Annotated in this window: 25 protein-coding genes; 13 read left to right on the top strand and 12 right to left on the bottom strand. The window is 72.8% G+C overall.

Translation table 11 applies throughout. The features are described 5' to 3' along the window. Positions 1-52 precede the first annotated feature (52 nt). The 7 genes from A4A78_RS09720 to A4A78_RS09690 are packed head-to-tail and all read left to right on the top strand — an operon-like array spanning position 53 to position 8,512. Positions 53-1,465, top strand: a complete 1,413-nt coding sequence (locus A4A78_RS09720) for an FAD-binding oxidoreductase (protein WP_062948734.1) — start codon at positions 53-55, stop codon at positions 1,463-1,465. Continuing rightward, a complete protein-coding gene (locus A4A78_RS09715) occupies positions 1,465-2,721 on the top strand; it encodes a PLP-dependent aminotransferase family protein (protein ID WP_062948730.1) in 1,257 nt (418 codons plus the stop codon). Before A4A78_RS09720 ends, A4A78_RS09715 begins: the two co-directional genes overlap by 1 nt. Next, positions 2,718-4,385, top strand: coding sequence for an ABC transporter substrate-binding protein (locus A4A78_RS09710; RefSeq protein WP_062948728.1), 1,668 nt, complete (start codon positions 2,718-2,720; stop codon positions 4,383-4,385). Before A4A78_RS09715 ends, A4A78_RS09710 begins: the two co-directional genes overlap by 4 nt. Continuing rightward, a complete protein-coding gene (locus A4A78_RS09705; RefSeq protein WP_062948726.1) occupies positions 4,382-5,425 on the top strand; it encodes an ABC transporter permease in 1,044 nt (347 codons plus the stop codon). The genes A4A78_RS09710 and A4A78_RS09705 overlap by 4 nt, the downstream gene beginning before the upstream one ends. Beyond that, positions 5,422-6,306 (top strand): ABC transporter permease, encoded by an 885-nt coding sequence (locus A4A78_RS09700; RefSeq protein WP_062948724.1) that lies wholly within the window; start codon positions 5,422-5,424, stop codon positions 6,304-6,306. The genes A4A78_RS09705 and A4A78_RS09700 overlap by 4 nt, the downstream gene beginning before the upstream one ends. After that, a complete protein-coding gene (locus A4A78_RS09695; protein WP_082835283.1) occupies positions 6,303-8,003 on the top strand; it encodes an ABC transporter ATP-binding protein in 1,701 nt (566 codons plus the stop codon). The genes A4A78_RS09700 and A4A78_RS09695 overlap by 4 nt, the downstream gene beginning before the upstream one ends. Continuing rightward, positions 8,000-8,512, top strand: coding sequence for a GNAT family N-acetyltransferase (locus A4A78_RS09690; protein ID WP_062948721.1), 513 nt, complete (start codon positions 8,000-8,002; stop codon positions 8,510-8,512). Before A4A78_RS09695 ends, A4A78_RS09690 begins: the two co-directional genes overlap by 4 nt. Before the next feature lie 12 nt (positions 8,513-8,524). Here A4A78_RS09690 and A4A78_RS09685 read toward each other — a convergent pair whose 3' ends face one another. Both A4A78_RS09685 and A4A78_RS09680 read right to left on the bottom strand, forming a co-directional pair. After that, positions 8,525-8,935 (bottom strand): type II toxin-antitoxin system VapC family toxin, encoded by a 411-nt coding sequence (locus A4A78_RS09685; RefSeq protein WP_062948719.1) that lies wholly within the window; start codon positions 8,933-8,935, stop codon positions 8,525-8,527. Beyond that, positions 8,932-9,183 (bottom strand): type II toxin-antitoxin system Phd/YefM family antitoxin, encoded by a 252-nt coding sequence (locus A4A78_RS09680; RefSeq protein ID WP_062948717.1) that lies wholly within the window; start codon positions 9,181-9,183, stop codon positions 8,932-8,934. The genes A4A78_RS09685 and A4A78_RS09680 overlap by 4 nt, the downstream gene beginning before the upstream one ends. A 68-nt stretch (positions 9,184-9,251) precedes the next feature. Here A4A78_RS09680 and A4A78_RS09675 point away from each other — a divergent pair, with 68 nt between their 5' ends. Then, on the top strand, positions 9,252-10,136 hold the full coding sequence (locus A4A78_RS09675) for a hypothetical protein (RefSeq protein ID WP_231881009.1): 885 nt from the start codon (positions 9,252-9,254) through the stop codon (positions 10,134-10,136). A 79-nt stretch (positions 10,137-10,215) separates the two neighbouring features. Here A4A78_RS09675 and A4A78_RS09670 read toward each other — a convergent pair whose 3' ends face one another. Then, the gene (locus A4A78_RS09670; RefSeq protein ID WP_062948715.1) at positions 10,216-11,184 is read right to left on the bottom strand and encodes an MsnO8 family LLM class oxidoreductase; all 969 of its coding nucleotides are present in this window, start codon (positions 11,182-11,184) and stop codon (positions 10,216-10,218) included. 106 nt (positions 11,185-11,290) lie between these two features. Between A4A78_RS09670 and A4A78_RS09665 the strand changes: the two genes are divergently transcribed. Together A4A78_RS09665 and A4A78_RS09660 are read left to right on the top strand one after the other, a co-directional pair. Then, positions 11,291-12,304: an LLM class flavin-dependent oxidoreductase gene (locus tag A4A78_RS09665; RefSeq protein WP_062948713.1), complete on the top strand. Its 1,014-nt coding sequence runs from the start codon at positions 11,291-11,293 to the stop codon at positions 12,302-12,304. 110 nt (positions 12,305-12,414) lie between these two features. Further along, a complete protein-coding gene (locus A4A78_RS09660; RefSeq protein ID WP_062948711.1) occupies positions 12,415-12,894 on the top strand; it encodes a hypothetical protein in 480 nt (159 codons plus the stop codon). 18 nt (positions 12,895-12,912) lie between these two features. On the opposite strand, the gene A4A78_RS09655 is transcribed toward A4A78_RS09660, so the two are convergent. Then, complete coding sequence (locus A4A78_RS09655; RefSeq protein WP_062948709.1) at positions 12,913-13,731, bottom strand: endonuclease/exonuclease/phosphatase family protein; 819 nt, start codon at positions 13,729-13,731, stop codon at positions 12,913-12,915. An 83-nt stretch (positions 13,732-13,814) separates the two neighbouring features. Here A4A78_RS09655 and A4A78_RS09650 point away from each other — a divergent pair, with 83 nt between their 5' ends. Further along, positions 13,815-14,660 (top strand): CPBP family intramembrane glutamic endopeptidase, encoded by an 846-nt coding sequence (locus A4A78_RS09650; protein ID WP_062948707.1) that lies wholly within the window; start codon positions 13,815-13,817, stop codon positions 14,658-14,660. Between the two features lie 88 nt (positions 14,661-14,748). Here A4A78_RS09650 and A4A78_RS09645 read toward each other — a convergent pair whose 3' ends face one another. The 8 genes from A4A78_RS09645 to A4A78_RS09610 form a co-directional block, all read right to left on the bottom strand. Next, a complete protein-coding gene (locus tag A4A78_RS09645; protein WP_062948705.1) occupies positions 14,749-16,068 on the bottom strand; it encodes a TRAP transporter large permease in 1,320 nt (439 codons plus the stop codon). A 3-nt stretch (positions 16,069-16,071) separates the two neighbouring features. Continuing rightward, on the bottom strand, positions 16,072-16,686 hold the full coding sequence (locus tag A4A78_RS09640; RefSeq protein WP_082835282.1) for a TRAP transporter small permease: 615 nt from the start codon (positions 16,684-16,686) through the stop codon (positions 16,072-16,074). Continuing rightward, positions 16,683-17,756 (bottom strand): TRAP transporter substrate-binding protein, encoded by a 1,074-nt coding sequence (locus tag A4A78_RS09635; protein WP_062948703.1) that lies wholly within the window; start codon positions 17,754-17,756, stop codon positions 16,683-16,685. The genes A4A78_RS09640 and A4A78_RS09635 overlap by 4 nt, the downstream gene beginning before the upstream one ends. 119 nt (positions 17,757-17,875) lie before the next feature. Further along, positions 17,876-18,337 (bottom strand): SRPBCC family protein, encoded by a 462-nt coding sequence (locus tag A4A78_RS09630; protein WP_062948701.1) that lies wholly within the window; start codon positions 18,335-18,337, stop codon positions 17,876-17,878. Between the two features lie 94 nt (positions 18,338-18,431). Further along, positions 18,432-18,797, bottom strand: coding sequence for a hypothetical protein (locus tag A4A78_RS09625; RefSeq protein WP_197466661.1), 366 nt, complete (start codon positions 18,795-18,797; stop codon positions 18,432-18,434). 349 nt (positions 18,798-19,146) lie between these two features. After that, positions 19,147-20,781 carry a chaperonin GroEL gene (gene groL / locus A4A78_RS09620; protein ID WP_062948697.1) on the bottom strand — a complete coding sequence of 545 codons (1,635 nt, stop codon included), beginning with the start codon at positions 20,779-20,781 and terminating at the stop codon, positions 19,147-19,149. Between the two features lie 413 nt (positions 20,782-21,194). Continuing rightward, entirely contained in the window at positions 21,195-21,815 is a 621-nt protein-coding gene (locus A4A78_RS09615) for a LytR C-terminal domain-containing protein (RefSeq protein WP_062948695.1), read from the bottom strand. Positions 21,816-21,877: 62 nt separating this feature from the next. Further along, a complete protein-coding gene (locus tag A4A78_RS09610; protein ID WP_082835281.1) occupies positions 21,878-22,261 on the bottom strand; it encodes a DUF3263 domain-containing protein in 384 nt (127 codons plus the stop codon). 133 nt (positions 22,262-22,394) lie between these two features. Between A4A78_RS09610 and A4A78_RS09605 the strand changes: the two genes are divergently transcribed. Next, positions 22,395-23,072 carry a uracil-DNA glycosylase gene (locus A4A78_RS09605; RefSeq protein WP_062948693.1) on the top strand — a complete coding sequence of 226 codons (678 nt, stop codon included), beginning with the start codon at positions 22,395-22,397 and terminating at the stop codon, positions 23,070-23,072. Positions 23,073-23,188: 116 nt separating this feature from the next. Beyond that, entirely contained in the window at positions 23,189-24,967 is a 1,779-nt protein-coding gene (gene treS / locus A4A78_RS09600) for a maltose alpha-D-glucosyltransferase (protein WP_062948691.1), read from the top strand. Positions 24,968-25,044: the final 77 nt, after the last annotated feature.

The raw sequence follows: 25,044 nt of genomic DNA, 5'->3' as shown, positions 1-25,044 counted from the left end.
AGGGCGCACCCTGGGCCACGACCACAGCCCGGCCCACCTGGAGTCCCGCCCCGTGACCAGCCTCGCCAGCCCCCTCACCGACGCCCGCCCCGCCGAGCGCCTCGCCGAGCTCGCCGCGCACCTGCGCCCCCTGCTCGGGGACGAGGCGGTGATCGAGGACCCCGCGCCGCGCTACGCCGGCGACACGGCTGTGCAGGCTCCGGACGGCACCGCCTTCCTCCTGGTCCTGCCGGCGGACACCGCCGGGGTGCAGGAGGTGCTGCGCCTGGCCCACGAGACCCGCACCCCCGTCGTGCCGCGCGGCGCAGGCTCCGGCCTCTCCGGCGGCGCCGCCCCGAGCACCGGCGCGATCGTGCTGGGCCTGGAGCGGCTCACCCGGATCCGTGAGATCGACCTGCTCGACGAGGTCGCGGTGGTCGAGGCCGGGGTGATCACCGCCGACCTCTCCGCCGCCCTCGCCCCGCACGGCGTCTTCTACGCCCCCGATCCCGCGAGCGCGCGCCTGTCCACGATCGGCGGGAACATCGCGACCAACGCGGGCGGGCTGCACTGCGCGAAGTACGGGGTGACACGCGAGTCCGTGCTCGGCCTCGAGGCGGTCCTCGCCGACGGCACGCTGCTGCGCACCGGGCACCGCTCGATCAAGGGCGTTACCGGCCTCGACCTCACCCAGCTGCTGATCGGCTCCGAGGGCACCCTCGCCGTCATCACCGCCGCGACCGTGCGGATCCGTCCGCTGCCCGTCGCACGACGCACCGTCATGGCGCGCTTCGACTCGGCGGGCGCCGCGGCCGAGGGGGTGAACGCGATCTCCCGCAGCCCCGTCCGGCCCGCCGCGACCGAGCTGATGGACGGCCCCACCCTCGCCGACATCGACGCGCATACCGGCTCCGAGCTCGCCCGCGGCGAGAGCACGATCCTGCTGATCGAGCTCGACGGATACGGCGTCGACGAGCAGCTCGCGGACCTCGCCGCCGCGCTAACCGCGGCCGGCGGCACCGTGCGCGAGATCGAGGACGAGGCCGAGGCGGAGCACCTGTGGGAGCTGCGCCGCTCCGGCCGCGGCTCCGGCGCAGGCGGGCACCGCCTCGGCGAGGACGTCGCGGTGCCGAAGTCCCGCCTCGGCGAGATGTTCGAGGCGCTGACCGGCATCGGCCGCCGCCACGGCGTGGAGACCTCCGCGATCGCCCATGCCGGCGACGGGAACCTCCACCCCTCCCTCGCCCTCCCCCACTCCGACAACCACGCGCCCGGGCAGCTGCCCGCCCCGCTGCTGGCAGCGGCCGACGAGCTGGTCCGCACCGCGCTCGCACTCGGCGGCACCGTCAGCGGGGAGCACGGCATCGGCACCGCGAAGCGCGGCTGGCTCGACCTCGAGCTCTCCCCCGCCTCCCGCGACCTCCAGCACCGCCTGAAGTCCGCCTTCGACCCCCATCAGCTCCTCAACCCCGGGAAGGCCCTGTGATGAGCACGACCGCCCTCGACCCCGCCGCCCTGACCCCGGAGAGCCTCTCCGCGGGGCTGCTCTCCCGACTCGGCGCACGCGAGGACCTCGCCCGCGGCTTCGGCCCCGTCGCCGCTCCCCTGCCCGGCGCCGTCTCCCTCCTCGGCGGTGCGCCGAGCGCCGGGGACCTCCCGCTGGAGGCGCTGCACCGCGCGGCCGAGGACCTCACCTCCGATCCCGCCGCGCTCGTCGGCGCGCTGCAGTACAGCACCCCGGCGGGCATCGCGCCGCTGCGGGAGTGGATCGCGCGCCGCGAGGGCGTGGACGCCTCCCGGGTGCTGCTCACCAACGGCGCCTTCCACGGCCTCTCCCTGCTGTTCGACGCGCTGCTGGATCGCGGCGACCGGATCGTGGTGGAGGACCCGACCTATCCGCTGATCTTCCGCGACCTCCAGCCCCACGAGGTCGAGGTGCTGCCCCTGCCGCTCACCGCTGAGGGGCTGGACCTGGACGCCCTCGAGGACCGGCTCGAGGCCGGTGCGCGGCCGAAGCTGCTCTACACGGTGCCCGACTTCCACAACCCGACCGGCCTGATCACCCCGGCTCTGCAGCGCGAGCGGCTGACCGCCCTCGCCGAGCACTACGGCTTCGTGATCGTCTCCGACAACGCCTACGCGGGCCTCGCCTTCCCCGGCGTCCAGGTGCCCGAGGACTATCCGACCGACTCGGAGCTCGTGGTGCGCGTGCGCACCTTCTCGAAGATCCTCGGGCCCGGGCTGCGCCTGGGCTATCTGGTGCTGCCGAGCTGGCTCGTCGGCCCCGTGACCCGCCTGCGCGCCAACCAGGACCAGCACTCCTCCGTGCTGGTGCAGTCGGTGGTCGAACGGGTCGTCGGCGCCGGGGGACGCGAGGGGCTCGACGGAGGCCTCGACGCGATCGCGGACCGCGCCCGCACCCGCTACGCCCTCCGCGCCGACCTCCTCGCGCACCTGCTCGAGACCGGTGTGCCCGGCGGCGTGCGCATCGAACAGCGCACCGGCGGGATCTTCCTGTGGGCGCGGGTGCTGGACGACGGGATCGACCTCGCCGCGGCGCAGCGCCTGGCCCGCGAGCGCTTCGGCACCGACATGGCGCTGGGGCGGTACTTCTTCCTCGCCGGGGACGACGAGGACCACGGCCGCCTGCGCGTGGGCATCAGCCACCTCGACGAGGCCGCGCTGACCGACGGCGCCGAGCGCCTGATCGCCGCCCTGACCGCCCCCGAGGCCCGTCGATGAGCGCCCGCCGCCCCGATCCGAGCCGCCGCCGTCTGCTGCAGGGCCTCGGCGCCGGTGCGCTCGGCCTCGCCGCGCTGCCCCTGGCCGGCTGCGCCCTGGACGGCGCCCTCGCCGACGGGGGCGGCCGCGGCGGCGCGGGCGACGACCTCGAGCTGTCCTTCCTCATCTCGAACCTCGACGGCGGCTGGGTCCCCTCCAAGAGCGCGATCTCCAGCTACGAGGCGAACGTGTGGCAGCAGCTGACCGACAAGCTCGTCCACACCGATCCCGAGGGAGCCGTCACCCCCTGGATCGCGACGCACTGGGAGCAGAACGAGGAGGCGACCGAGTACGTGCTGCACCTGCGGGGCGGCGTCACCTTCTCCGACGGCACCCCGCTGGACGCCGAGGCGGTGCTCGCGAACCTCGAGGCCTGGGCCGTCGGCCGCCCCGACGAGGGCCTGGCGCGGGTGGGCCTGTTCCCCGGCGGCACCTACGAGGGCGCCGAGGCGCTGGATCCGCTGACGGTGCGGGTCACCTTCACCGCGCCGACGCTGTCCTTCCTGCCCACCCTCGGCTATCACGGCTGCCAGCTGATGGCCCCCTCCTCCCTCGCCCTCTCCCTCGAGGAGCAGGCCGACCTGGCCCGCCAGATCGGCTCTGGACCTTTCGTGCTGGAGAGCTGGGAGCCGCGGCAGCGCGTGCGCCTGGTGCGGCGCGAGGACTACGACTGGGCTCCGGAGGCGCTCGGTGCGAGCGGGCCGGCGCAGCTCGCCGCGATCACCTTCACCGTCCTGCCCGACGACACCCTGCGCGCATCGGCCGCCAGGGCCGGCCAGACCGATCTCTCCTACAACGTGAACCCGCAGGTGCTGGATGCCTTCACCGAGGCCGGATTCGTGATCGAGGTGCCCCGCTACCTGGGCTTCGTGCACGGCTACAGCCTGCGCACGCAGGTGGCGCCCTTCGACGACGTGCGGGTGCGGCAGGCCGTCACCCGCGGCATCGACCGCGCGGAGATCCTCCGCACCGTGTTCACCGACGCCTGGGAGCCGGCGACCAGCTGGCTGCAGGCCGGGGTGCCGGAGACCACCGACCTCACCGAGCTGTTCTCCTACGATCCCGAGCTCGCCGCGACCCTCCTCGACGAGGCGGGTTGGACCGGCCGGAACGAGGACGGCTTCCGGGAGAAGGACGGGGTCGAGCTGGGCTTCACCATCTACCCGACCCCGTATCTCACCGGCTCCGTCCCGGAGGCGGAGCTGATCTCCCAGCATCTGGGACGTCTCGGGATCCGGGTGGCCACCCAGAAGCTCGACATCCCCACCTGGACCGAACGGGTCACCAACAACCCCGAGCAGGGCGTGAACGAGGTGACGCGCAGCTTCGTGGACGTCGGCACGGTCGCCGGGGTGATCACCGATGAGGGCGAGGACTGGTTCCAGACCGGCTCCTCCGATGCGGAGCTGGTGCGGCTGCGGGACGAGGTCGCCGGCGCCGCGACCCGCGAGGAGCGGGCGCCGCTGGTCGAGGAGCTCTCCCGCCACGTGCTCGAGCAGGCGTACTTCATCCCGCTCGAGCAGAACGTGCAGCGCATCTACGTCCAGTCCCCCGACCTCCGCGGCATCACCTTCAACGCGGTCGCGATCCCCTCCTATCACGCCGCCCGCAAGGAGGCCTCATGAGCGCCCTGTCCCCCAGCGCGACCCCCGCCGCCCCGGGCGGGCCGACGGGTGCCCTCGCCCCCGCGGCCCCGTCGGCCGCCGCGCGCACCGCCCGCCGCTACGCCTCCTTCGCCGCGCGCCGCACCGGGCAGGCGCTGATCGTGGTGGTGCTCGCCTACGTGCTGGTGTTCGCGGTGCTCGCCGCGATCCCGGGTGATCCGATCTCGGCGCAGCTCGAGGACCCCCAGGCCGGGTACACCGAGGAGGAGAAGGCGCAGATCCGGGCCTTCCACGGCCTGGACCGGCCCGTGCCCGTCCAGCTCGTCGTCTCGCTCGGCCATGCGCTGACGGGCGACCTGGGCACCTCGCTGTCGACCTCCCAGCCGGTCACCGCGATGCTCGCCGCGGCGATCCCCTCGACGCTCGCGCTGGCCGCGACCGCGCTCGTCCTCGCCGTGCTGATCGCGTCGGTGCTGGCCCTGGCCTCCCGGCTGCTGCCCGAGGGTCCCGTGAACACCCTGGTGCGCGCCCTGCCCGCGGTGTTCCTCTCGACCCCGAACTTCCTGATCGGCCTGGTGCTGATCCAGGTGCTGGCGGTGACGCTGGGGCTGTTCAGCCTCGTCGAGCCGCACAGCCCCGGCTCCACCCTCGCCGCCGCCCTGACCCTCGCGATCCCGGTCTCCGCGCAGATCGCGCAGGTGTTCATCACGGCGCTGGACGAGGCGGCCGGGCAGGACTACGCCGAGGTCGCCCTCGCGCGCGGCCTGCGCCCGGGCCAGGTGGTGGTGCGGCACCTGCTGCGCCCCTCCCTGCTGCCGACGGTGACGATCATCGGGCTGGTGCTCGGCGAGGTGCTCGGCGGCTCGCTGATCACCGAGGCGATCTTCGGCCGCTCCGGCGTGGGCACGCTGGTGCAAAAGGCGGTCGCCGCGCAGGACGTGCCGGTGCTGCTCGCGGCCGTGGTGCTCTCCGCCCTGGTGTTCGTGGTGGTGAACCTCGTGATCGACCTGCTCTATCCGCTGCTGGACCCGCGCCTGCGCGGGAAGGAGGATCTGCGATGAGCGTCCTGGATGCCACCGCCCCCGGCCCGGTCGCGGGCGGTCCCGTCGCCGCCGCGACGGCCCCGGCCCGTGCCCTCTCCCGTCGTCTCCCGCCCGCGAGCGTGCTGGCGAGCCTCGCCGTGCTCGCCGTCGTGCTCCTGTGGTCGCTGGTCCCGGGCCTGGTCACGGGGCACGATCCCGCCGTCGGCGTGCCGGACGACAAGTTCACCGCGCCCGGCGCCGAGTACTGGCTGGGCACCGACCACCTGGGCCGGGACCTGCTCACCCGCATCGTCCACGGCTCCGCCTCCTCGATGACCAGCGCCCTGATCGCGGTCGCGATCGGCGTGCTCGCCGGCGGGCTGCTGGGCCTGCTGGGCGGGTACCTGGGCGGCTGGGTCGACGCGGTGATCGGCCGCGTGGTCGAGGTGCTCCTGGCGATCCCGGGCTTCCTGCTCGCGGTGGTGATCGTGACCGCGCTCGGCTACGACACCCGCAATGCGGCGATCGCGACCGGCGTCTCGGCGGTGGCGGTGTTCGCGCGGCTGATGCGCTCGGAGGTGCTGCGGGTGCGCACCAGCGTGTTCATCGAGGCGGCCCGCCTCAGCGGCGCCTCGGCCGGATACGTCCTGCTGCGCCATGTGCTCCCGAACGCGGTGCGCCCCGTGCTCTCGCTCGCGGTGCTCCAGTTCGGCATCGCGATCCTGGTGATCGCCGGCCTCGCCTTCCTCGGCTACGGCGATCCGCCGCCCGCCTCCGACTGGGGCCTGCTCGTCTCCGACGGCCGCGAGCACCTCCTGCACGCCCCGTGGCTCGTGATCGCCCCGGGCCTCGTCATCGCCGTCGTCGTGCTGTCCGTGAGCCGCCTGTCCAGCTGGCTCGACCTCGGGAGGAACCGATGAACTCCACTGCCGCATCCACCGCCGACGCCTCCGCCGCCGAGGCTCCCGACGCCACCGCAGCGACCGCCGACACCGCCGCCCCTGCCCCGCCGCTGCTGCAGGTCGAGGACCTGCGCGTCGCCTACGGCCCCGCCGAGGTGGTCCACGGGGTCTCATTCGCCGTCGGCGCGGGCCGGGCGCTGGCCCTGATCGGCGAGTCCGGCTCGGGCAAGTCCACGATCGCGCGGGCCGTGCTGCGCCTGCTCGGCACCCGCCGCGCCCGCGTGGACGGGTCGATCCGGATCGAGGGCCGCGAGGTGACGGGCCTGCGCGAGCGGGAGTTCCTGCCGCTGCGCGGGAGGGTGCTGGGCTTCGTGCCGCAGGACCCGGGCTCCTCCCTGAACCCGGTGCGCACGATCCGGGCGCAGGCCCTCGAGGCGGCGGCGCTCCTGCCCGGCGCCCGTCGCGGCGAGGAGCGCGAGGCGCTCGTGCATGCGGCGCTCGAGCGGGTGGGCCTGCCCGAGCCGGGTCGGATCCTCGACTCCTTCCCCCATCAGCTCTCCGGCGGGCAGCTGCAGCGGGTGCTGATCGCGCTCGCGATCCTGCCCGGCCCGCGGCTGCTGATCGCCGACGAGCCCACCAGCGCCCTCGACGTCACCGTCCAGAAGCAGATCCTCGACCTGCTCGACGAGCTGCGGGCCGAGCTCGGGATCGGGATCCTGCTGATCACCCACGACCTCGCCCTCGCCGCCTCCCGCGCCGACGAGGTGGTGGTGCTGCAGCAGGGCGAGGTGCAGGAGGCCGGCCCCACCGCGACCGTGTTCACGGCGCCCCGCGCGGAGTACACCCGTGCGCTGCAGGCCGACGTGCCGGGGCTGAACCCGGACCGCTTCGCCCCGCTGCGCGCCGAGCGGGACGAGCGCCACCCGGCCGGCGTCGCGCACGTCGAGGCAGGCCGCATCTCTCGCACCTTCCGCACCCGCGACCGGGAGGTGCGCGCCCTCGCGGAGGTCTCCTTCGCGATCCCCCGCGGGCGCACCCATGCGCTGGTCGGCGAGTCGGGCTCGGGGAAGTCCACCGCGGCCCGGGCGCTGCTGAGGCTCGAGACGCTGGATGCCGGCACCCTCTCCGTCGGCGGCCGTCCCGTCGACCCCGCCGATCCCGTCGGGCTGCGGGCGCTGCGGCGCGACCTGCAGCTCGTCCACCAGAACCCCTTCACCTCGCTGGACCCGCGCTTCACCGTCGAGCGGATCGTGCGCGAGCCGCTCGAGCACTACCGGGTGGGCGACCGCGCCGACCGGGCGGAGCGGACGGCGTGGGCGCTCGAGGCGGTGCGTCTGCCCGAGGCGCTGCGCGGCCGGCGCCCAGGGGCGCTCTCGGGCGGGCAGCGACAGCGGGTCGCGATCGCCCGCGCCCTCGCGCTGCGTCCCGAGGTGCTCGTGCTCGACGAGCCGACCAGCGCCCTGGACGTGACGGTGCAGGCCTCGATCCTCGAGGTGCTCGCCACGCTGCAGCGGGACCTGGGCCTGACCTACCTGTTCATCTCGCACGACCTCGGGGTGGTGCGTCAGTTCGCGGACACCCTCACCGTGCTCCGACGCGGCGAGGTGGTCGAGTCCGGGAGGGTCGAGGAGGTCTTCGCGGCACCGCGCGAGGAGTACACGCGAGCGCTCATCGCCTCGATCCCCGCGCGTGAGGACGTGGGGGTGGGCGCATGACGACCACGGCGACCGGCACCGTCGACCTGCCCGGCGGCCGCGTCCTCACCTGGGCGGAGACCGACTGGGACGATCCGCGGGCGGCGGCGCTGCGCGCGGCGATGGACGGGGAGATCGCGCCTCGCTACGCGGCCCTGCGTCAGGGCTCCCCGCCCCCGGCCCCGCCGAGCGGCGAGGACGTCGCCGTGGTGGTGCTCGCCCTGGTCGACGGCGCCCCCGCCGCGACCGGGACCCTGCGCCGCCTGCCGGACCGCTGGGAGGTCAAGCGCCTGCTCGTCGACGCGGACCATCGACGGCTGGGCCTCGCGGGCCGGGTCCTCGCCCGGCTCGAGGACGCGGCCCGGGACCGCGGCGCGGACGAGCTGTTCCTCCAGACCGGCAACCGCCAGCCCGAGGCGATCGCGCTCTACGAGCGCGAGGGCTGGGAGCGGATCGAGGTGTTCGCGCCCTACGACCCGGCCGACGGGATCAGCGTGTGCTTCCGGAAGGCGCTGCGGGCGGAGCCCTGAGTTCCTTACGGCTCAGCGAGTCCACGGGTCGAAGAGCGCCACCGGAACCCTGGTGAAGTCCTTGATGTTCCGGGTGACCAGCGTGAGGCCATGGACCAGCGCGGTCCCGGCGATGAGCGCATCCATCTCCGGCATGGGGTCCGGGACGTGCAGGGCTGCTGCCGCGACCGCGACGTCGTCGTCGACCGGGAGCACTCGCCGTGCGAAGGTCGCGCGAACGTCCTCCTCGAGCCATCGTCGCAGCGGGCCGGCGCCGACGGGATCCGTGCGCTCCTTCCGACGGACTCCACGCTCGAGCTCCAGCAATGTGATGGCGCTGAGGCGGAGATCGACCATCGGCTGCTCCTCGAGCCAGGCCATCAGCTCGGGCGACCTCTTCGCTCGGGCATCGCTGAGGACGATCGTGTCCAGCAGATATCTCACAAGTCGTCCCCGCGAGGAGCTTCGATCCGTCTCGGCGGCAGCTCGAGGTCGATCTCCTCCGTCCCCCGCGCCCAGAGCCGATCCCCCAGATGCTCGCGCGCCCCGCTGAGCCGGTCGAACTCCTCGGCTGTCAGGAGCACGTGCGAGCGCCGGCCGTGATCGGTGATGGTCACCGGCCCGTCCTCCGCGGCACGCTTCGCCGCCGAGACGTCGCGATTGAACTCCCTGCTCGTGATCGTGGTCCCCACGCCGCCCTCCTCCCGAGATGTACCTTCAGTAGGTATTTTACGAGGGGTCGAGGCAGGGCGCCGGAGCCATGACAGCTGTCATGGAATCGGGCGAATCACCCCCGCGCAGCTCTCGGGGTGCCACGATCTGGGCATGGCTCGCGCCGACAGAGATTCCATCCCTCCCCTCCGCCCGCACGCTCCTCGTCAACAGCCTCGTCGCCGCGCTGATCGCGAGCGCGCTGATGATCTTCCTGCACGAGCTCGCTCATCTCGTCACCGGCCTCCTGTTCGGGCACGGCGGGACCCTGTACCCCTTCGGCGTCCTCCACCACGGCGATCTCACCGTCTCCGCGGAGGTCGTGGCCCTGCTCGCCGGACCGGCGTTCAGCCTCGTCACGGGTGTCCTGCTGCAGCGGTGGGCCCCGCTGCGGGGCCGCGGGGACCTCGCCCACCTGGTCTGGGTCTGGTTCGCCTTCGTCTCCGTGCAGGAGGGCGTGACCTACCTGTGCCTGACGCCGTTCGGCGCCGGGGACACGGGAATGGCAGCGCAGTTGCTGGGCCTGCCGATCGTGGCCCAGTTCGCTCTGCTGGGCGTGGGCGTCGGCGGGATGTTCGCCAACGCCTGGGCCTTCGCCCCGTACATGGCGCGCTTCGCGGGTGAGGACCCCGTGCGGCGTAACGCCGTGACCCTGTTCCCCTGGCTGTGGGGGATGATCGCCTCGGTGCTGCTGGCCCTGCTGTATCTCGTGCTCAGCGGGGCGGAGATGGGAGCGGGCGAGCAGATCGCGATCCTCGCGGCAGGCACGGCCACCTTCGTGTTCGCGCCGATGGCGCACCTCTTCTCCCGACGGGTCCGGGAGGTGCGCCCCGAGCCGCTGCGGCTGCGGGCAGTGCCTGTCGTCGGCCTCGTGGTGCTCGCGGCGATGATCGCCGGGAACATCGCGCTGAGCGCCGGGCTCGACATCGGCTGAGCGGCGGACGGGGGTCGGCAGGCAGGCGGAGCCGGCTGGCAGGCATGTCGGGCCGGCACACAGACCGGGCCGACGCCGCTCAGCCCAGCAGCTGCATCACCCGCGCATCGGAGTCGGCGAGCGCAGCGCGGTCGAAGGTCGCCCCTGCGGCGAGGAGCTCGTCGGCCCCGGTCGCCTCGAGCACCCGCTCCACCCGGGGCCGCAGGTTCGCTGGGCTGCCCGCCCACGCGCTGGCGAGGCCCTTCTCCACCCGGTCGCGCTCGCGCGAGGAGAGCTCCTGTGCCCGGATGCGGGCCGGGTCCTCCAGCGGCGGGAAGGCGCCGGTCTCCCGGGAGCGGACCATCGCCCACACCTCGGGGAGCGCGAGCTCGCGGGCCTCGGCGTCGGTATCGGCGACGAGCAGGTCCATCGAGACCATCACGTGCGGGGCGCTGCCGCGGTGCGGGCGGAACGCGCGCCGGTAGGCGGCGACGCGCTCGCCCACGTCGCCCATGTGCAGGACGGGTCCGCCGAGCACCACGCCGAGCCCGAGCCGGGCGGCGATGCCGAGCCCGGCGCCGGTGGCGAGCAGGTGCATCGGCGGGGGCTCGGCCGTGACGGGCCGGGCGGTGAGCGGCGCGGTGCCCTCGAGCAGGTCGCGCACCTGCCCCACCTCGGCCGCGAAGTCCTCCGTGCTCGCCTCGGTGCGTCCCAGCGCCTCGCGGACCGGGGCGGTGAAGCCGAGGGAGCGGCCGAGCCCGAGGTCGATGCGTCCCGGGGTGAGCGCCTCGAGCATCAGGAACTGCTCGGCGACGACGAGGGGACGGTGGTTCGGGAGCATCACCCCGCCGGAGCCGAGCCGGATCCGCTCGGTGCGCTGCCCGATCGCGGCGAGCAGCACGGCCGGAGCGCCGCTGGCGATGCCCGGCACGGTGTGGTGCTCGGCGACCCAGAAGCGGTGGTATCCGAGCTGCTCGGCGGCGACTGCCCGCTCGACGCTGTCGGCGAGGGCGGCCTGTTCGTCGCGGCCGGCGCGCGTGCGGGAGCGGTCGAGCAGGGAGAACCTCATGTCGCCGGGAACGCATCCGAGGTGCGGAAGCTTCCCGCCGACGGGGTCGAGAACCTCTCACCCTGCGCTCCCCCCGCCCCGCACCCGCGTCGATAGCCTGAGCAGTATGAACGCTCCTCACGTGCCCCTGTCGATCCTCGATCTCGTCTCCATCTCCGACGGCCAGAGCACCCGCGACGCCATCGCCGCCTCGATGGAGGGCGCGCAGGCCGCGGACCGGCTCGGCTACGAGCGGTACTGGTTCGCCGAGCACCACAACACCGACTCCCTCGCCTCCTCGGCGACCTCGCTGCTGATCGACCGCGCCGCCTCGATGACGAAGCGGATCCGCGTCGGGTCCGGCGGGATCATGCTCCCGAACCACTCGCCGCTCGCGGTGATCGAGCAGTTCGGCACCCTCGTGCAGTTCCACGGCGACCGGATCGACCTCGGCCTCGGCCGCGCGCCCGGCACCGACCAGCTCACCGCGCAGCTGCTGGCCCGTACCTCCGCCGAGCCCGGCGCCTTCATCGCCGCGGTCGAGCAGATGCGGGACTGGTCCCGTGAGACGCCCACCTCCGGCGGGCTGCCGATCACCGCAGAGGTCGCCCGCGGCACCGAGGTGCCGATGTGGATCCTCGGCTCGACGGCGAACGGTGCGCGACTGGCGGCGCAGCTGGGCATGCCCTTCTCGGTCGCCTCCCACTTCGCGCCCTTCCAGTACCTGCACGCGCTGGAGACCTACCGCGCCCACTTCGACCCCGACGCCGCCTCCGCGCAGATCGAGCAGCCCCACACGATGGTGGGCGTGAACCTCGTGGTCGCCGAGACCGACGAGGAGGCGCAGCGCCAGTTCACGACCCTGCAGCAGATGTTCCTCGGCGTCGTCACCGGGCAGCGGCAGAAGATCCAGCCCCCGCGGGACATCACCGAGGTCGCCCCGGAGCACCTCCTGCAGAAGGTGGACCAGACCCTGTCGATCAAGGCCGTCGGCTCCCCCGCCGCCGTCGTCTCCCAGCTCGAGGAGATCGTCGCCGCGACGAAGGCCGACGAGCTGATCCTCACCGCCTACCACTACGACCCGGCGGACCGGCTGAGGAGCCTCGAGCTGCTCGCCGAGGCCTGGGGGCTGGGGCTCTGACCCCCGCGCCCCGTCTCCGCACCTGCCTCACCGGCGCGCTCGTCACCGCGCTGCTGCTCGGCGGCTGCGGGCTGAGGGGCGGGGACACCGACCGGGACGAGCCCGACTGGGTGCAGGACGAGGCCTCCGAGCGGTACTTCCGGCCGGACCTCGTCGGACACTCCCCCGAGCTCGTCGAGGTGCACTTCCCCGTGCTCGAGGGCGTGGGAGCGGTGACCGTCGCCGAGGGCCGGTTCACCGACCCGTACGAGAGGGTGCCGATCCCCGCTCAGGACGACTACTGGTGGCAGGCGGTGATCGAGCTGGAGCCCGCGCAGGTCGACGAGCTCGTCTCCGCCACGGCAGCGGCCGGCGCCTCCGACCACGGCGGGGCGGGCGCGCCGGAGCCGGTCTCCGAGGACGAGGTGCTCGACGCGCTCGTCCCCACCCTCGAGGGCGAGGTCCAGGACTGCCCGGGCGGCTGGGTCGACGTGTCGCCCGCGCTCGCCCAGGAGAAGGGACCGGACGTCTCCGACGCGGGCGACCTGCTCGAGCTCACCGCCGTGTGCGCGGGCGGGTCGCAGCTGCTCACCTCGGCCCGCGACATGTGAGACGGGACGGGCGGCGCGTCAGCGCCCCGTCGGCCGCACCCGCGCGGTGACCGTCGCGTGGTCGCTCGCCGCACGGCCCTCCAGCAGCGGCACGCGGGCCGCGTACTCCTCGACGACGAGGTCGCGGACGAGGATCCAGTCGATCCGGGTACCGCCCACCTCCGGGGTGCCGTAGTCGGGGAAGGTGCCGATGTCCTCCCCCACCTGCGCGGCGGCGACGTCGTGGGCGTCCTCGAAGCCGGCGTCGCGCAGCACCCGCCACGGGATGCTGTCGCCGCCTGCGGCGTTGAAGTCGCCCAGCAGCACCACGGGAACGCCGTCGGCGGCTTCGCGCAGGTGCTGGGCGAGCAGTCCGGCGCCCTTCGCCCTCGCCTCGTGCCCCTCGTGGTCCAGGTGCGTCACCGCGGCGACCAGCTCGCCGCCGCTCTCCCGGTCCCGCACCCGGGCCCACACCGCGATCCGCGGGCACATCCCGTCCCAGCCCGTCGATCCGATCCGGTCGGGCTCCTCGGAGAGCCACAGCTGGTCCCAGTCCAGCAGCTCGAAACGGTCCCGGCGCAGCAGCAGGAGGTTGTGCTCCCCGCGTCCGCCGCCCTCGCGGCCGATGCCGAGGCGCAGGTGGGTGGCGGCGAGCGTCTCGTCGATCACGGGGATCTGCGAGGCGAGCACCTCCTGCAGGCCGACGATGTCCGCGTCGGCCTCGCCGAGGAGCCGGGCGAGCACCGGGGCCCGCTCGGGCCAGTGGTCGGCCTGCCCGGGGAGAGTGCTCTCGTCGTGGTACCGGATGTTCTGGGTGAGGAGCGAGAGGGCGGGCAGCTGCGCGTCGGTGGGTGCCATCGCTCCATCCTCGCGCACGACGGGCGCGGCCCGATTCGGCGGGAGCGGTGCCGCCGCCGCGCCGCGCCTGCCATGCTGAGGCCATGACGACGCCGTCGGCCGACGCCCCCGCGGATCCCGCGGACCCCGCGGAGCCCGCCCCCGCCTCGCGCCTCGCGCTGCTGCCGGCGATCGGGGTATCCGCCTCCGCGTTCCTGCTGTTCGCCCTGCAGCTGTCCGGCTGGGGTCACCTGCTGCTGGCCCTCAGCCTGCTCGGCGCGGTGCTCGTCTCCCGGGAGCTCGCGAAGGACCTCGCCCTGATAGGGGTCGGCATCACGATCGTCTCGACCACCTCGGTCGTCGCCTCGGTGGACTGGGACCGCTTCCTCACCATCGGGGCCGTGCTGCTGCTGGCGGTGCTGGTGCCCGTGCTGGTGGACCGCCTGCTGCTGCGCCGGCGCGCGATCCGGTTCCCGCTGCGCACGGGCGAGCCGTGGACCCGCCTCGAGAAGGGCTACATCGTGGCCGTGCCCTTCCTGGGCTGGCTGATCCTGCCGTTCTACTTCATCACCTCGGGCGTCTACCGCAACTGGCCGCACCTGGCCGACGGCGGGGAGGTGGCGCGCTTCTTCGCGGGCGTGAACTTCGTGGGCACCTGGGACGAGCTGTTCTTCATCTGCACCTGCTTCGCGCTGCTGCGCCGGCACTTCGGGGTGTGGACCGCGAACCTGCTGCAGGCGACGATCTTCGTGTCGTTCCTGTGGGAGCTCGGCTACCAGGCCTGGGGGCCGCTGCTCACCGCGCCCTTCGCGCTGCTGCAGGGCTGGCTGTTCGCCCGCACCGGCTCGCTGCTGTACGTGCTGATCGTGCACCTGCTGTTCGACGTGGTCGTCTTCCTCGCGATCGTGCACGCCCGTCACCCGGGCGCGATCCCGATCTTCCTCGTCTGAGCGGCCGCGGACCGGACGGCGAGGACCCCGCCGCCCGACCCTCCCTGCGAGGATCGGACGACGGGGTCCGCGACGGCGACGGCGGAAACTACTCCGCCGCGCTGCTCATGCCCAGCAGGTCCGGCAGCAGCATCGTGATCTGCGGGACGAACACCACCAGCAGCAGTCCGATCAGCAGCGCCGCGAAGAAGGGCAGCATCTGCCTGATCACCGGCTCGACCCTCACGCCTCCGACCTTCGCGGCGATGAACAGGATGTTCCCCACCGGCGGGGTGATCGTGCCCAGCGAGAGGTTGAAGGTGATCATCAGGCCGAAGTGGATCGGGTCCACCCCCAGCTCCAGCGCGATCGGCAGGAAGATCGGCGTGAAGATCAGGATCGCCGGCGTGGGGTCCATGAAGGCGCCCACGATCAGCAGGATCACCATCATCAGCAGCAGGATCACCGTCTTGGAGTCCGCCAGGCCCAGCAGCGCCGAGGAGATCGACTGCGGGATCATCGCGTAGGACAGCACCCAGCTCAGCGCCGAGGACACCGCCACCAGCAGCATCACGACCGCCGTGGTGCGGGCAGCGCCCGCGATCACGGTGGGGAGGTTCTTCAGCGTGAGCTGGCGGTAGACGAGCCCGAGGACGAACGAGTAGGCCACGGCGATCACCGCGGACTCGGTCGCGGTGAAGAACCCGGCCAGCAGGCCGCCGATCACGATCACGATCATGAGGATCGCGGGCACGGCCTTCAGCAGCGTGGTGTTCGCGAGGCCGAAGGGGACCTTCTCGCCGCGGGCGCTCATGCCCGGACGGGTGCGAGAGAGGATCGCGACGACCACGAGGCAGGCGAGCACCCACACGAGGCCCGGGCCGTAACCCGCGACGAACAGCGTGGCCACGGAGGTCGAGGAGACCAGCGAGTACACGATCAGGGTGTTCGACGGCGGGATCATCATGCCGGCCGGGGCGGAGGCCGCGTTCACGGCCGCGGAGACCGAGGTGTCGTAGCCCTCGCGCTTCATGCGCGGGCCGAGGGTCGAGCCCATCGCCGCAGCCGACGCGACGGCCGCGCCGGAGACGGAGCCGAACAGCGCGTTGGCGACGACGTTGGTCTGGGCGAGGGAGCCAGGCATCCGGCCGACCAGCACCTTGGCGGCGTCGATGAGCCGTTCGGCGATGCCGCCGGTGTTCATCAGCGATCCGGCGAGCACGAAGAACGGGATCGCCAGCAGCGTGAACGAGCTGGCGCCGGTGAACATGCGCTGGGAGGCGACGAACACGGCCTGCTCGGTGCCGACCACGGCGGCGAGCGCCACGATCGAGGGGAGGCCGATCGCGATCGCGATCGGGGCGCCGACGCCGATGAGCACGACGACTCCGGCGATGAGGATGACTCCGGCGAGAGTTGCGGGATCCACGGCTCAGGCCTCCTTCTGCTCGGTCGGGCTGGTCGGGGAGGCCGGGGTCGGCCCGTCGGCCGACGCGCGCCCGCCCTCGGGCGCGCCGTCCGCGTCGGCGCCGGCCGACTGGAGCGCGGCCTCGGTCTGGGCGTCGTCGCCGGCGAGCATGTCGTCGCCGCGCGCGGCGCGCACGAGGTCCTCGAGGGCGAACAGGGCGATGAGGACGCCCGCGATCGGCAGGGCCAGGTACATCTGCCCCACGGTCACCGGCAGGCCCGGGATCGCCTGGTCGAAGGAGATCGACATGCCGCGGATCCCGCCCCAGACCAGGCCCAGCAGCGCGAAGGCGAGGACGGAGAGCTCGACGAGCACGGACGTGATGCGCTGCGCGGGACGGGGCACCAGGCGGGCGAAGAAGTCCACCGCCACATGGCCCCGCTCCCCGAACACCATCGCGACCGAGAACAGCACCAGCCAGATGAACAGGTACTGCGAGACGGTGGTGGTCCAGCCGCTGGGCGATTGCAGCACCTGGCGGGTGAACACCTGCCAGAACACCACGAGCACCAGCACCACGAACAGGGCGATGCTGATCCAGGTCAGGCCCTGGACGGTCCTCCTGCGCGGCGCGCTCATCGCTCCACCCCCATCTCGTCGGCGAGCGCGCGTACGCGCTCGTACAGGTCCTCGTCCTCGGGGCTGTCCAGGAAGGAGCGCCCCACCTCCTCGATCGCCGGGGTGAACGCCTCGGGATCGGGCTCGGTGATCTCCACGCCGGCCTCCTCCATCGCCAGGATGCTGGCCTCGGTCTCCTGCGCCCACAGCGTCACGAAGTCCTCCTGCGCGGCGGCGAAGGACTCGGTGAACGCGGTCTGGTCGGCCTCGTCCATCTCCTCGATCCGGTCCATGTTGGCCATGACGTAGTCCAGGCCGACGAGGTGGTTGGTGAGGGTGAAGTGCGGGGCGATCTCGTAGTGGCGCTGGGTCACGTAGCTGACCTCGTTGTTCTCGGCGCCGTTGAGCACCCCGGCCTGCAGGGCGGTGTACACCTCGCCGTAGGCCATCGGGGTGGGCGAGGCGCCGAGCGCGCGGGTGAGCGCCATGAAGACGTCGGACTCCTGGACACGGATCTTGAGCCCGGCGAGGTCCTCGGGTCCCTCGATCGGACCGCGGTCGGTGTAGACGTGGCGGGAGCCCTGGGTGAAGCCGCCGAGCACGCGCAGGCGGCGCTCGTCCTCGAGGGAGGAGAACAGCTCGCCCACGATCGAGTCGTCCTTGAGCACGGCGGTCTGGTGCTCGATGTCCACGAAGGCGCCGGGCAGGTTCAGGGGCCGGAACGCCATGGAGAGGTTCTCGACCTGCGGCGCGGAGATCACGGCCATGTCGACGCTGCCGTCGGAGACGAGCTGGACCACCTCCTGCTGCGCGCCGAGCGCCTCGTTGGCGTAGACGCGGGCGCCCCAGCGTCCCTCGGTCGCCTCGGCGAGCTTCTCGCCGAAGGCCGTCAGCGCGAGATAGCTGGGGTGCGTCTCGGTCTGGTTCAGGGAGATCGTCAGGATGTTCTCGACGTCGGTGGCGGCGCCGGCGTCGTCCGGTGCGCAGCCGCCGAGCGCGAGCGCTCCGGCGCCCAGCAGCGGGATCCCTGTCAGCAGTGTGCGCCGCGCCGGGCGTGGCGTCGGCGGTCTCGGGGTCGTCCTCGACCTCATGCGTTCCTCCTCCTCAAGGCGTCGAGGAGTCGCACAGCGGCGTCCTCGACGGGGTACGCCGCCCATCCTGACCGCGAACGCGGCGGACCGCCGGTCCTTGCCGGAGGTTTCCCGAGTGGTCAGCGGGCGGTGAGCACCTCGCGGATCGCAGCGAGGGTGGCGGGGATGCCCTCCCGTGCCGCCGCATGGCGGATCGCGATCTCCTCCTCCGCCCGCTCGCCGTAGCGCTCGACGAACACCTCCTCGAGGCGCGCGGTGGTGCGGGTGTACTCGATCAGTTCGGTCCCGCCGCCCGGCGCGGGACGCATCCGGTACCCCCATTCGGCACGGCCCGGCCCGACGGACCAGGCGAAGTGCTCCCCGGGAACGTCCGCGACCACCTCGGAGACGGTCTCCCACTCCCGCTGCGGGGTGCGGTTGTGGCCGATGAACCGGGCGCCGACGCCCCGCCGCTCGTCCTCCCACTCGCAGCGGTGGCACTGTCGGCTCCACTCCCCCGTCCGGGTGACGTCGCTGAGCAGCGCGTGCACCTCCTCCGGGTCGGCGTCGACGTGGATCGAGTCCTGCAGCTCGTAGGTCATGGCGACATTGTGTCGTGCCTGCCGACCAGCGCACTGTGCGGCCGCTCGCTCATTCACCGGGCGGAGTCGTCCTCCGGCCCTCCGGGGGAGACGATCAGCGGACCTCGCTGAGACGTACCCGGACGGTCCGCGGGTCCGCGTCGTCGACGAGCACCATGCGCTCGAAGGCGCTCCCCTGTATCGACGTCTCCTCGATCCGCCAGGTGTCCGGCACATCCTCGATGTCCATGGCATCCTTCACCTCCTGCGGCGTCACCCAGGCCCGCCCGATCCCGCCGGGGTCGCCGTAGCTGTCGACCATCCAGCGCTCGAGCTCGTCGGCAGGTGCCTCGAACCTCACTTCGACGGCCCATGCCTCGAACTCCGAGATCGTGGCGCTCTCGACCAGCTGCACCTGCGCACCCTCGGGGGGCGGGGCGAGTTCCGCGCACTCGAGGACGCCGTCCACGGTGTTCGGCACGTCGTGCGACGCCGTCGTCGACGGCCCCGGGTCCTCGGCATGGTCGACGCATCCGAGGAGCGACAGCACCAGGGCCGATCCCGCGGCGACGAGGACCCGACGTCGCCTCACCGCATGCGCTTCTCGGACCATTGCTCCCCCGGTGTCTTCCGCCCCAGGTGCTCACCGTAGGCCTGGCCCGGGCCCCCGTCGATGGGGAGGACTCCCCTCCTCGGCGCCACAGCGACGAGCCCCGACCCTCGCCAGAGGATCGGGGCTCGTCGAGCGCTCGGGTGGAGCGGCAGGTGATCTCGCGATCTGCTGGTCTCCTACCGGCTCGCTGCGCTCGCCAGTACGTCGACCAGCGAGATCACATCATGCCGCCCATGCCCCCCATGCCGCCCATGTCGCCGCCGGCGGCCGGGGCCTCGGGCTCCGGCTTGTCGGCCACGACGGCCTCGGTGGTGAGGAATAGGCCCGCGATGGACGCCGCGTTCTGCAGCGCGGAGCGGGTCACCTTGACGGGGTCGATGATCCCGGCCGCGACCAGGTCCTCGTACTCGCCGGTGGCCGCGTTCAGACCCTGGCCGACGGGAAGGTTCTTGACCTTCTCCGCCACGACGCCGCCCTCGAGACCGGCGTTGACCGCGATCTGCTTGAGCGGGGCCTCGATGGCGACCTTGACGATGTTGCCACCGGTGGCCTCGTCGCCCTCGAGGGCGAGCTTGCCGAAGGTGTCCGCACCGGCCTGCAGCAGCGCGACGCCGCCACCGGCGACGACGCCCTCGTCCACGGCGGCCTTGGCGTTGCGCACGGCATCCTCGATGCGGTGCTTGCGCTCCTTGAGCTCGACCTCGGTCGCGGCGCCGGCCTTGATGACGGCGACGCCGCCGGCCAGCTTCGCGAGGCGCTCCTGGAGCTTCTCGCGGTCGTAGTCCGAGTCGGAGTTCTCGATCTCGGCGCGGATCTGGGAGACGCGGCCGGCGATGCGGTCGGCGTCGCCGGTGCCCTCGACGATGGTGGTCTCGTCCTTGGTGACGACGATCTTGCGCGCCTGGCCGAGCTGCTCGAGACCAGCGGTCTCCAGCTTGAGGCCGACCTCCTCGGCGATGACCTGGCCGCCGGTGAGGATGGCCATGTCCTCCAGCATCGCCTTGCGGCGGTCGCCGAAGCCGGGGGCCTTGACGGCCACGGACTTGAAGGAGCCCTTGAGCTTGTTCACCACGAGCACCGCGAGAGCCTCGCCCTCGACGTCCTCGGCGATGATCGCCAGCGGCTTGCCGGCCTGGATGACCTTCTCCAGCAGCGGCAGAAGGTCCTTGACGGAGGACACCTTGGAGGAGAGCAGGAGGATGTAGGGATCCTCGAGCACGGTCTCCTGGCGCTCGGCGTCGGTGACGAAGTACGGCGAGATGAAGCCCTTGTCGAAGCGCATGCCCTCGGTGAGCTCCAGCTCGAGGCCCATGGTGTTGGACTCCTCGACCGTGATCACGCCCTCCTTGCCGACCTTGTCGAGGGCCTCGGCGATGAGCTCGCCGATGGCCGGGTCGGCCGCGGAGATGGCGGCGGTGGAGGCGATCTGCTCCTTGGTCTCGATCTCCTTGGCCTGCTTGAGCAGGGTCTCGGAGACCGCGGCCACGGCCTGGTCGATGCCGCGCTTGAGCGCGATCGGGTTGGCGCCCGCGGCGACGTTGCGCAGGCCCTCCTTGACCAGGGCCTGGGCGAGGACGGTGGCGGTGGTGGTGCCGTCGCCGGCGATGTCGTCGGTCTTCTTGGCGACCTCCTTCACCAGCTCGGCGCCGATCTTCTCGTAGGGATCGTCGAGCTCGATCTCCTTGGCGATCGACACGCCGTCGTTGGTGATGGTGGGGGCGCCCCAGGACTTCTCGAGCACGACGTTGCGACCCTTGGGGCCGAGGGTGACCTTGACGGCGTCGGCGAGCTGGTTCATTCCCCGCTCGAGGCCGCGCCGGGCCTCCTCGTCGTAAGAGATGAGCTTGGCCATTGTGGAATCTCTCCCGTGTCTGTGATGTCCACCCGGCCCAGTGCCCGCGACGGACGGGAGCCGGCTCCGTGTTCATGTCCCACGGCGCCGACGCCCTCACGGGGCCGGAATGTTCAGGTCCCGGTGCGCGGAGGCTATGCGCGGGGGCTGTCACTCCCGTGCACCGAGTGCCAGATCATCATAAGCACTCTGCCCCTGAGAGTGCTAACTCTCCGCGAGGAGCGGACACGGCCCCGTCGGTCGGGCCGGACGTCGCCCGGGGGACATCTCGCCGACCGGTGCCGGCGGGCTCGCCGGACGGCGCCGACGGGCGCGCGCCCCGACCCGGCCGCACTCCCCGCACGCGCGGACGCGCCGCCCCTCCCTGAGGAGGAGCGGCGCGTCGCGGGGCCGCAGCGGCGTGCGGGGAGGGGTCAGCCCTCGCCCTCGCCGCCCTGATCACCCTGGTCGCCGTCGCCGCCGTCGCCCTCGTCGCCGCCGTCACCGGGCTCGGTGACCGCGATAAAGGTCAGGGGCGAGTCGTACTCGTCGCTCTGGCGGGCCTCGCCGGCGCCGACCTGCTCGGCGAGCGCCTGGGCGGTGTCCGCGTCGGCCTCGTCGCGGTAGAACACGACGGGCTCCTGCTGGGGGCTGTCGGCGGTGGCGACGCTGACGTCCTCCCAGCCCTCGCCCTGCAGCTCCTCCTGCCAGGTGCCGGCGAGGCCGTTGATGCTGCCGGCGTTGATCACCTGGACGGGCACGGAGAGGTCGGGCTCCGGGGCGGGCTCCTCCGAGGGGCTCTCCTCGGGGGCGGCCTCGCTCGAGGCGCTCTCGGACGCGGAGGCCGGGCCCTCGGCGCCGTCGTCGCCGCCGCCCATGCCGCCGATCACGAAGAGCAGCACCACCAGCAGCACCACGGCCGCGCCGATGATGATGATGTACAGCAGGTTCTCCCGCCAGAAGGGGAGCTCGGCGCGGTGGGCGCCGTGGAAGGTGACGGCGTCCGCCTCGTCGTCGAATCGGTCCGGCGGGTAGGGATACTGGGAATCAGCCACGGACCCATTTAACATGGTCGACCCGGATCGGGGGTGGAGCACACGCCCCGGAGACGGATGGCTCAGGCCACGCGATGGTCGCCGTCGAGGGAGGCGCCGCCGTCCTCGGAGGTGCGCCGGGCGCGGAGCCGGTTGACGACGGCGGGGGCCGCGCGCAGCGCCGCCGGCTCGTCGAGCAGGGCGTTCAGCCGCACGTAGTAGGCGACCTTCGACAGCCCGATCTCCTCGCGGATCGCCCGCTCCTTCGCGCCGACGTAGCGGAAGGTGCGCCCCTCGAGCGCGAGGATCCGCCGGTCCCGCTCGGTGAGCGCCCCCTGCGGCCCCGGCAGCGCGACCTCGGACGGCACGCGCTCGGACGCCGAGCTCTCCGACGACATGCGCTCCGACGACGGGGCGTCGGAGGGTCGCGCGTCGGCGCGGGCGGGCTCGTCGGAGGCGGAGGGCATGGACCGAGGCTACGCACCCGCGACCGCTCCCCCGCGCTGCCACGCCGCCGACCTGCGCAGGTCGTGAGGGATGCCTCGCCGGGAGGGGCCGACGCGCCCCGACGGCGCCGCCCGCGGATGGTTGACTGCCTCCATGGCTGCTCCCCTGACCGAGATCATCGCCCCCGACTGGGCCGAGGCCCTCCGCCCCGTCGAGGACCGCCTCCACGAGATCGGCGGCTTCCTGCGCGAGGAGGTCCGCGCGGGCCGCGGCTACCTGCCCGCCGGCGAGGCGGTGCTGCGCGCCTTCACCCGGCCGATGTCCGAGGTGCGGGTGCTGATCGTCGGCCAGGACCCGTATCCCACCCCGGGGCACCCGATCGGTCTGTCCTTCGCGGTGGAGCGGCACGTGCGCCCGCTCCCCCGCTCCCTGACCAACATCTACAAGGAGCTCGAGAGCGATCTCGGCATCGCCCCCGCCGCGCACGGCGACCTCTCCTCCTGGCAGGACCAGGGGGTGCTGCTGCTGAACCGGGTCCTCACCGTCGCGCCCGGCGCCCCGGCCTCCCACCGCCGTCGCGGCTGGGAGGAGATCACCGAGCACGCGATCCGCGCCCTGGTGTCCCGCGGCGGGCCGCTCGCGGCGATCCTCTGGGGCCGCGACGCGCAGTCGCTGATCCCGCTGCTGGGCGAGGTGCCGCATGTGGCGAGCCCGCACCCGAGCCCCCTGTCGGCCTCCCGCGGCTTCTTCGGCTCCCGTCCCTTCTCGCAGGTGAACGCGCTGCTCGAGGCGCAGGGCGCCGGACCCGTGGACTGGCGGATCGCGGACTGAGACCGGGGCGGGAGGAGACCGCACGGTCCGTCGGCCGCCGAAGGTGTCCGCGCCGCCGCGGCGGACACTACTGTGGGGGCATCGCGTCCGCCGTCCCAGCCGCCGTGGAGGTCCCGATGCCCCTGAACCCCGCCCAGTTCTCCCCGCAGGGCCCGGGGGTCGACTACGACCCGCACTGGTACCGCAAGGCCGTGTTCTACGAGGTGCTGGTGCGCGCCTTCGCCGACGGCAACGGCGACGGGACCGGGGACTTCACCGGCCTCATCGAGCGCCTGGACTACCTCCAGTGGCTCGGCATCGACTGCTTGTGGTTGCCGCCCTTCTTCGCCTCCCCGCTGCGGGACGGCGGCTACGACATCTCCGACTACGAGCAGGTGCTGCCGGAGTTCGGCTCGATCACCGACTTCGAGCGACTGGTCTCCGAGGCGCACCGGCGCGGGATCCGCGTGATCATCGACCTGCCGATGAACCACACCTCCGACAAGCACCCCTGGTTCCTCGAGTCCCGCTCCGACCCCGAGGGCCCCTACGGGGACTTCTACGTCTGGTCCGACACGGACGAGAAGTACCAGGACGCGCGCATCATCTTCGTGGACACGGAGGAGAGCAACTGGTCCTTCGACCCGGTGCGTCGGCAGTTCTTCTGGCACCGCTTCTTCTCCCACCAACCGGACCTGAACTTCGAGAACCCCGCGGTGCGCGAGGCGATGTTCGAGGTGGTGCGCTTCTGGCTGGACAAGGGCATCGACGGGTTCCGCGCCGACGCGATCCCATACCTCTTCGAGGAGGAGGGCACCGACGGGGAGAACCTGCCGGCCACCCACGAGTTCCTCGCCGAGCTGCGGGAGTTCGTGGACGAGAGCTGGCCGGGCCGCGTGATCATCGCCGAGGCGAACCAGTGGCCGGCCGACGTGGTGGAGTACTTCGGCACCCCTGAGCGGCCCGAGTGCCACATGTGCTTCCACTTCCCGGTGATGCCGCGGCTGTTCTACGCGCTGCGCGAGGGCAGCGCCCGGCACATCATCGACATCCTCGAGGACACCCCCGAGATCCCCGCCGGCGCCCAGTGGGGCACCTTCCTGCGCAACCACGACGAGCTGACCCTCGAGATGGTCTCCGGCGAGGACCGCTCGGCGATGCTCGGCTGGTACGCGCCCGATACGCGGATGCGCGCGAACGTCGGCATCCGTCGGCGACTGGCGCCGCTGCTGGACAACTCCCGCTCCGAGCTCGAGCTGATCCACGCCCTGCTGCTGTCCCTGCCCGGCTCCCCGTTCCTCTACTACGGGGACGAGATCGCGATGGGCGACAACATCTGGCTCGAGGACCGCGACGCGGTGCGCACCCCGATGCAGTGGACCCCGGACCGCAACGCCGGGTTCAGCGAGATCACCGACCCGGGCAAGCTCTACCTGCCGGTGATCCAGTCGCTCGTCTACCACTACTCGACCACCAACGTCGAGGCGCACATGGCGCACTCCGGCTCCCTGCTGCACTACGTGCGGTGGATGCTCGCGGTGCGCAAGGAGCACGACGCCTTCGGGCTCGGCGCGTACCGGAACATCCCGGCGGACTCCGAGCGGGTGCTCGCCTTCACCCGCACCTACGACGGCGCCGAGCACGGCGAGGACGCGGAGGCGCACGCCGAGACGCTGCTGTGCGTGTTCAACCTGTCCTCCCAGCCGGTCACCGCGAGGCTCGAGATGACCGGGATGGACCGGCGCACCGTCCGGGACCTCTTCGGCGGGCACGAGTTCCCGGCGGTGGACGAGGCCGGCACCCTCACCCTCACCCTCGGCGGGCACGGCGTCTACTGGCTGAAGGTGCGTCCGCTGGACGCCCACGGCGAGCCGATGACGACCACCACCGCGCTGCCGGTGATCGCCGCGGGCTGACCGCGCTGGACCCTGCCGGCGGGCGACGGCGCCCGCGCCCCTTCTGCCGCCTCTACGCGCGAGACCCCCGTCACATG

Source organism: Brachybacterium sp. sponge, assembly GCF_001613775.1.
Lineage (GTDB): Bacteria > Actinomycetota > Actinomycetes > Actinomycetales > Dermabacteraceae > Brachybacterium > Brachybacterium conglomeratum.
The sequence above is the reverse complement of the archived record's forward strand: the minus strand, read 5'-3'. Positions and strand labels throughout refer to the sequence as shown.

Coding starts and splice junctions, on each gene's coding strand:
- A4A78_RS09715 (WP_062948730.1), top strand. CDS start 1,465: ATGAGCACGACCGCCCTCGACCCCGCCGCCCTGACCCCGGAGAGCCTC.
- A4A78_RS09710 (WP_062948728.1), top strand. CDS start 2,718: ATGAGCGCCCGCCGCCCCGATCCGAGCCGCCGCCGTCTGCTGCAGGGC.
- A4A78_RS09705 (WP_062948726.1), top strand. CDS start 4,382: ATGAGCGCCCTGTCCCCCAGCGCGACCCCCGCCGCCCCGGGCGGGCCG.
- A4A78_RS09700 (WP_062948724.1), top strand. CDS start 5,422: ATGAGCGTCCTGGATGCCACCGCCCCCGGCCCGGTCGCGGGCGGTCCC.
- A4A78_RS09695 (WP_082835283.1), top strand. CDS start 6,303: ATGAACTCCACTGCCGCATCCACCGCCGACGCCTCCGCCGCCGAGGCT.
- A4A78_RS09690 (WP_062948721.1), top strand. CDS start 8,000: ATGACGACCACGGCGACCGGCACCGTCGACCTGCCCGGCGGCCGCGTC.
- A4A78_RS09675 (WP_231881009.1), top strand. CDS start 9,252: ATGACAGCTGTCATGGAATCGGGCGAATCACCCCCGCGCAGCTCTCGG.
- A4A78_RS09670 (WP_062948715.1), bottom strand. CDS start 11,184: ATGAGGTTCTCCCTGCTCGACCGCTCCCGCACGCGCGCCGGCCGCGAC.
- A4A78_RS09665 (WP_062948713.1), top strand. CDS start 11,291: ATGAACGCTCCTCACGTGCCCCTGTCGATCCTCGATCTCGTCTCCATC.
- A4A78_RS09655 (WP_062948709.1), bottom strand. CDS start 13,731: ATGGCACCCACCGACGCGCAGCTGCCCGCCCTCTCGCTCCTCACCCAG.
- A4A78_RS09650 (WP_062948707.1), top strand. CDS start 13,815: ATGACGACGCCGTCGGCCGACGCCCCCGCGGATCCCGCGGACCCCGCG.
- A4A78_RS09640 (WP_082835282.1), bottom strand. CDS start 16,686: ATGAGCGCGCCGCGCAGGAGGACCGTCCAGGGCCTGACCTGGATCAGC.
- A4A78_RS09635 (WP_062948703.1), bottom strand. CDS start 17,756: ATGAGGTCGAGGACGACCCCGAGACCGCCGACGCCACGCCCGGCGCGG.
- A4A78_RS09630 (WP_062948701.1), bottom strand. CDS start 18,337: ATGACCTACGAGCTGCAGGACTCGATCCACGTCGACGCCGACCCGGAG.
- groL (WP_062948697.1), bottom strand. CDS start 20,781: ATGGCCAAGCTCATCTCTTACGACGAGGAGGCCCGGCGCGGCCTCGAG.
- A4A78_RS09610 (WP_082835281.1), bottom strand. CDS start 22,261: ATGCCCTCCGCCTCCGACGAGCCCGCCCGCGCCGACGCGCGACCCTCC.
- A4A78_RS09605 (WP_062948693.1), top strand. CDS start 22,395: ATGGCTGCTCCCCTGACCGAGATCATCGCCCCCGACTGGGCCGAGGCC.
- treS (WP_062948691.1), top strand. CDS start 23,189: ATGCCCCTGAACCCCGCCCAGTTCTCCCCGCAGGGCCCGGGGGTCGAC.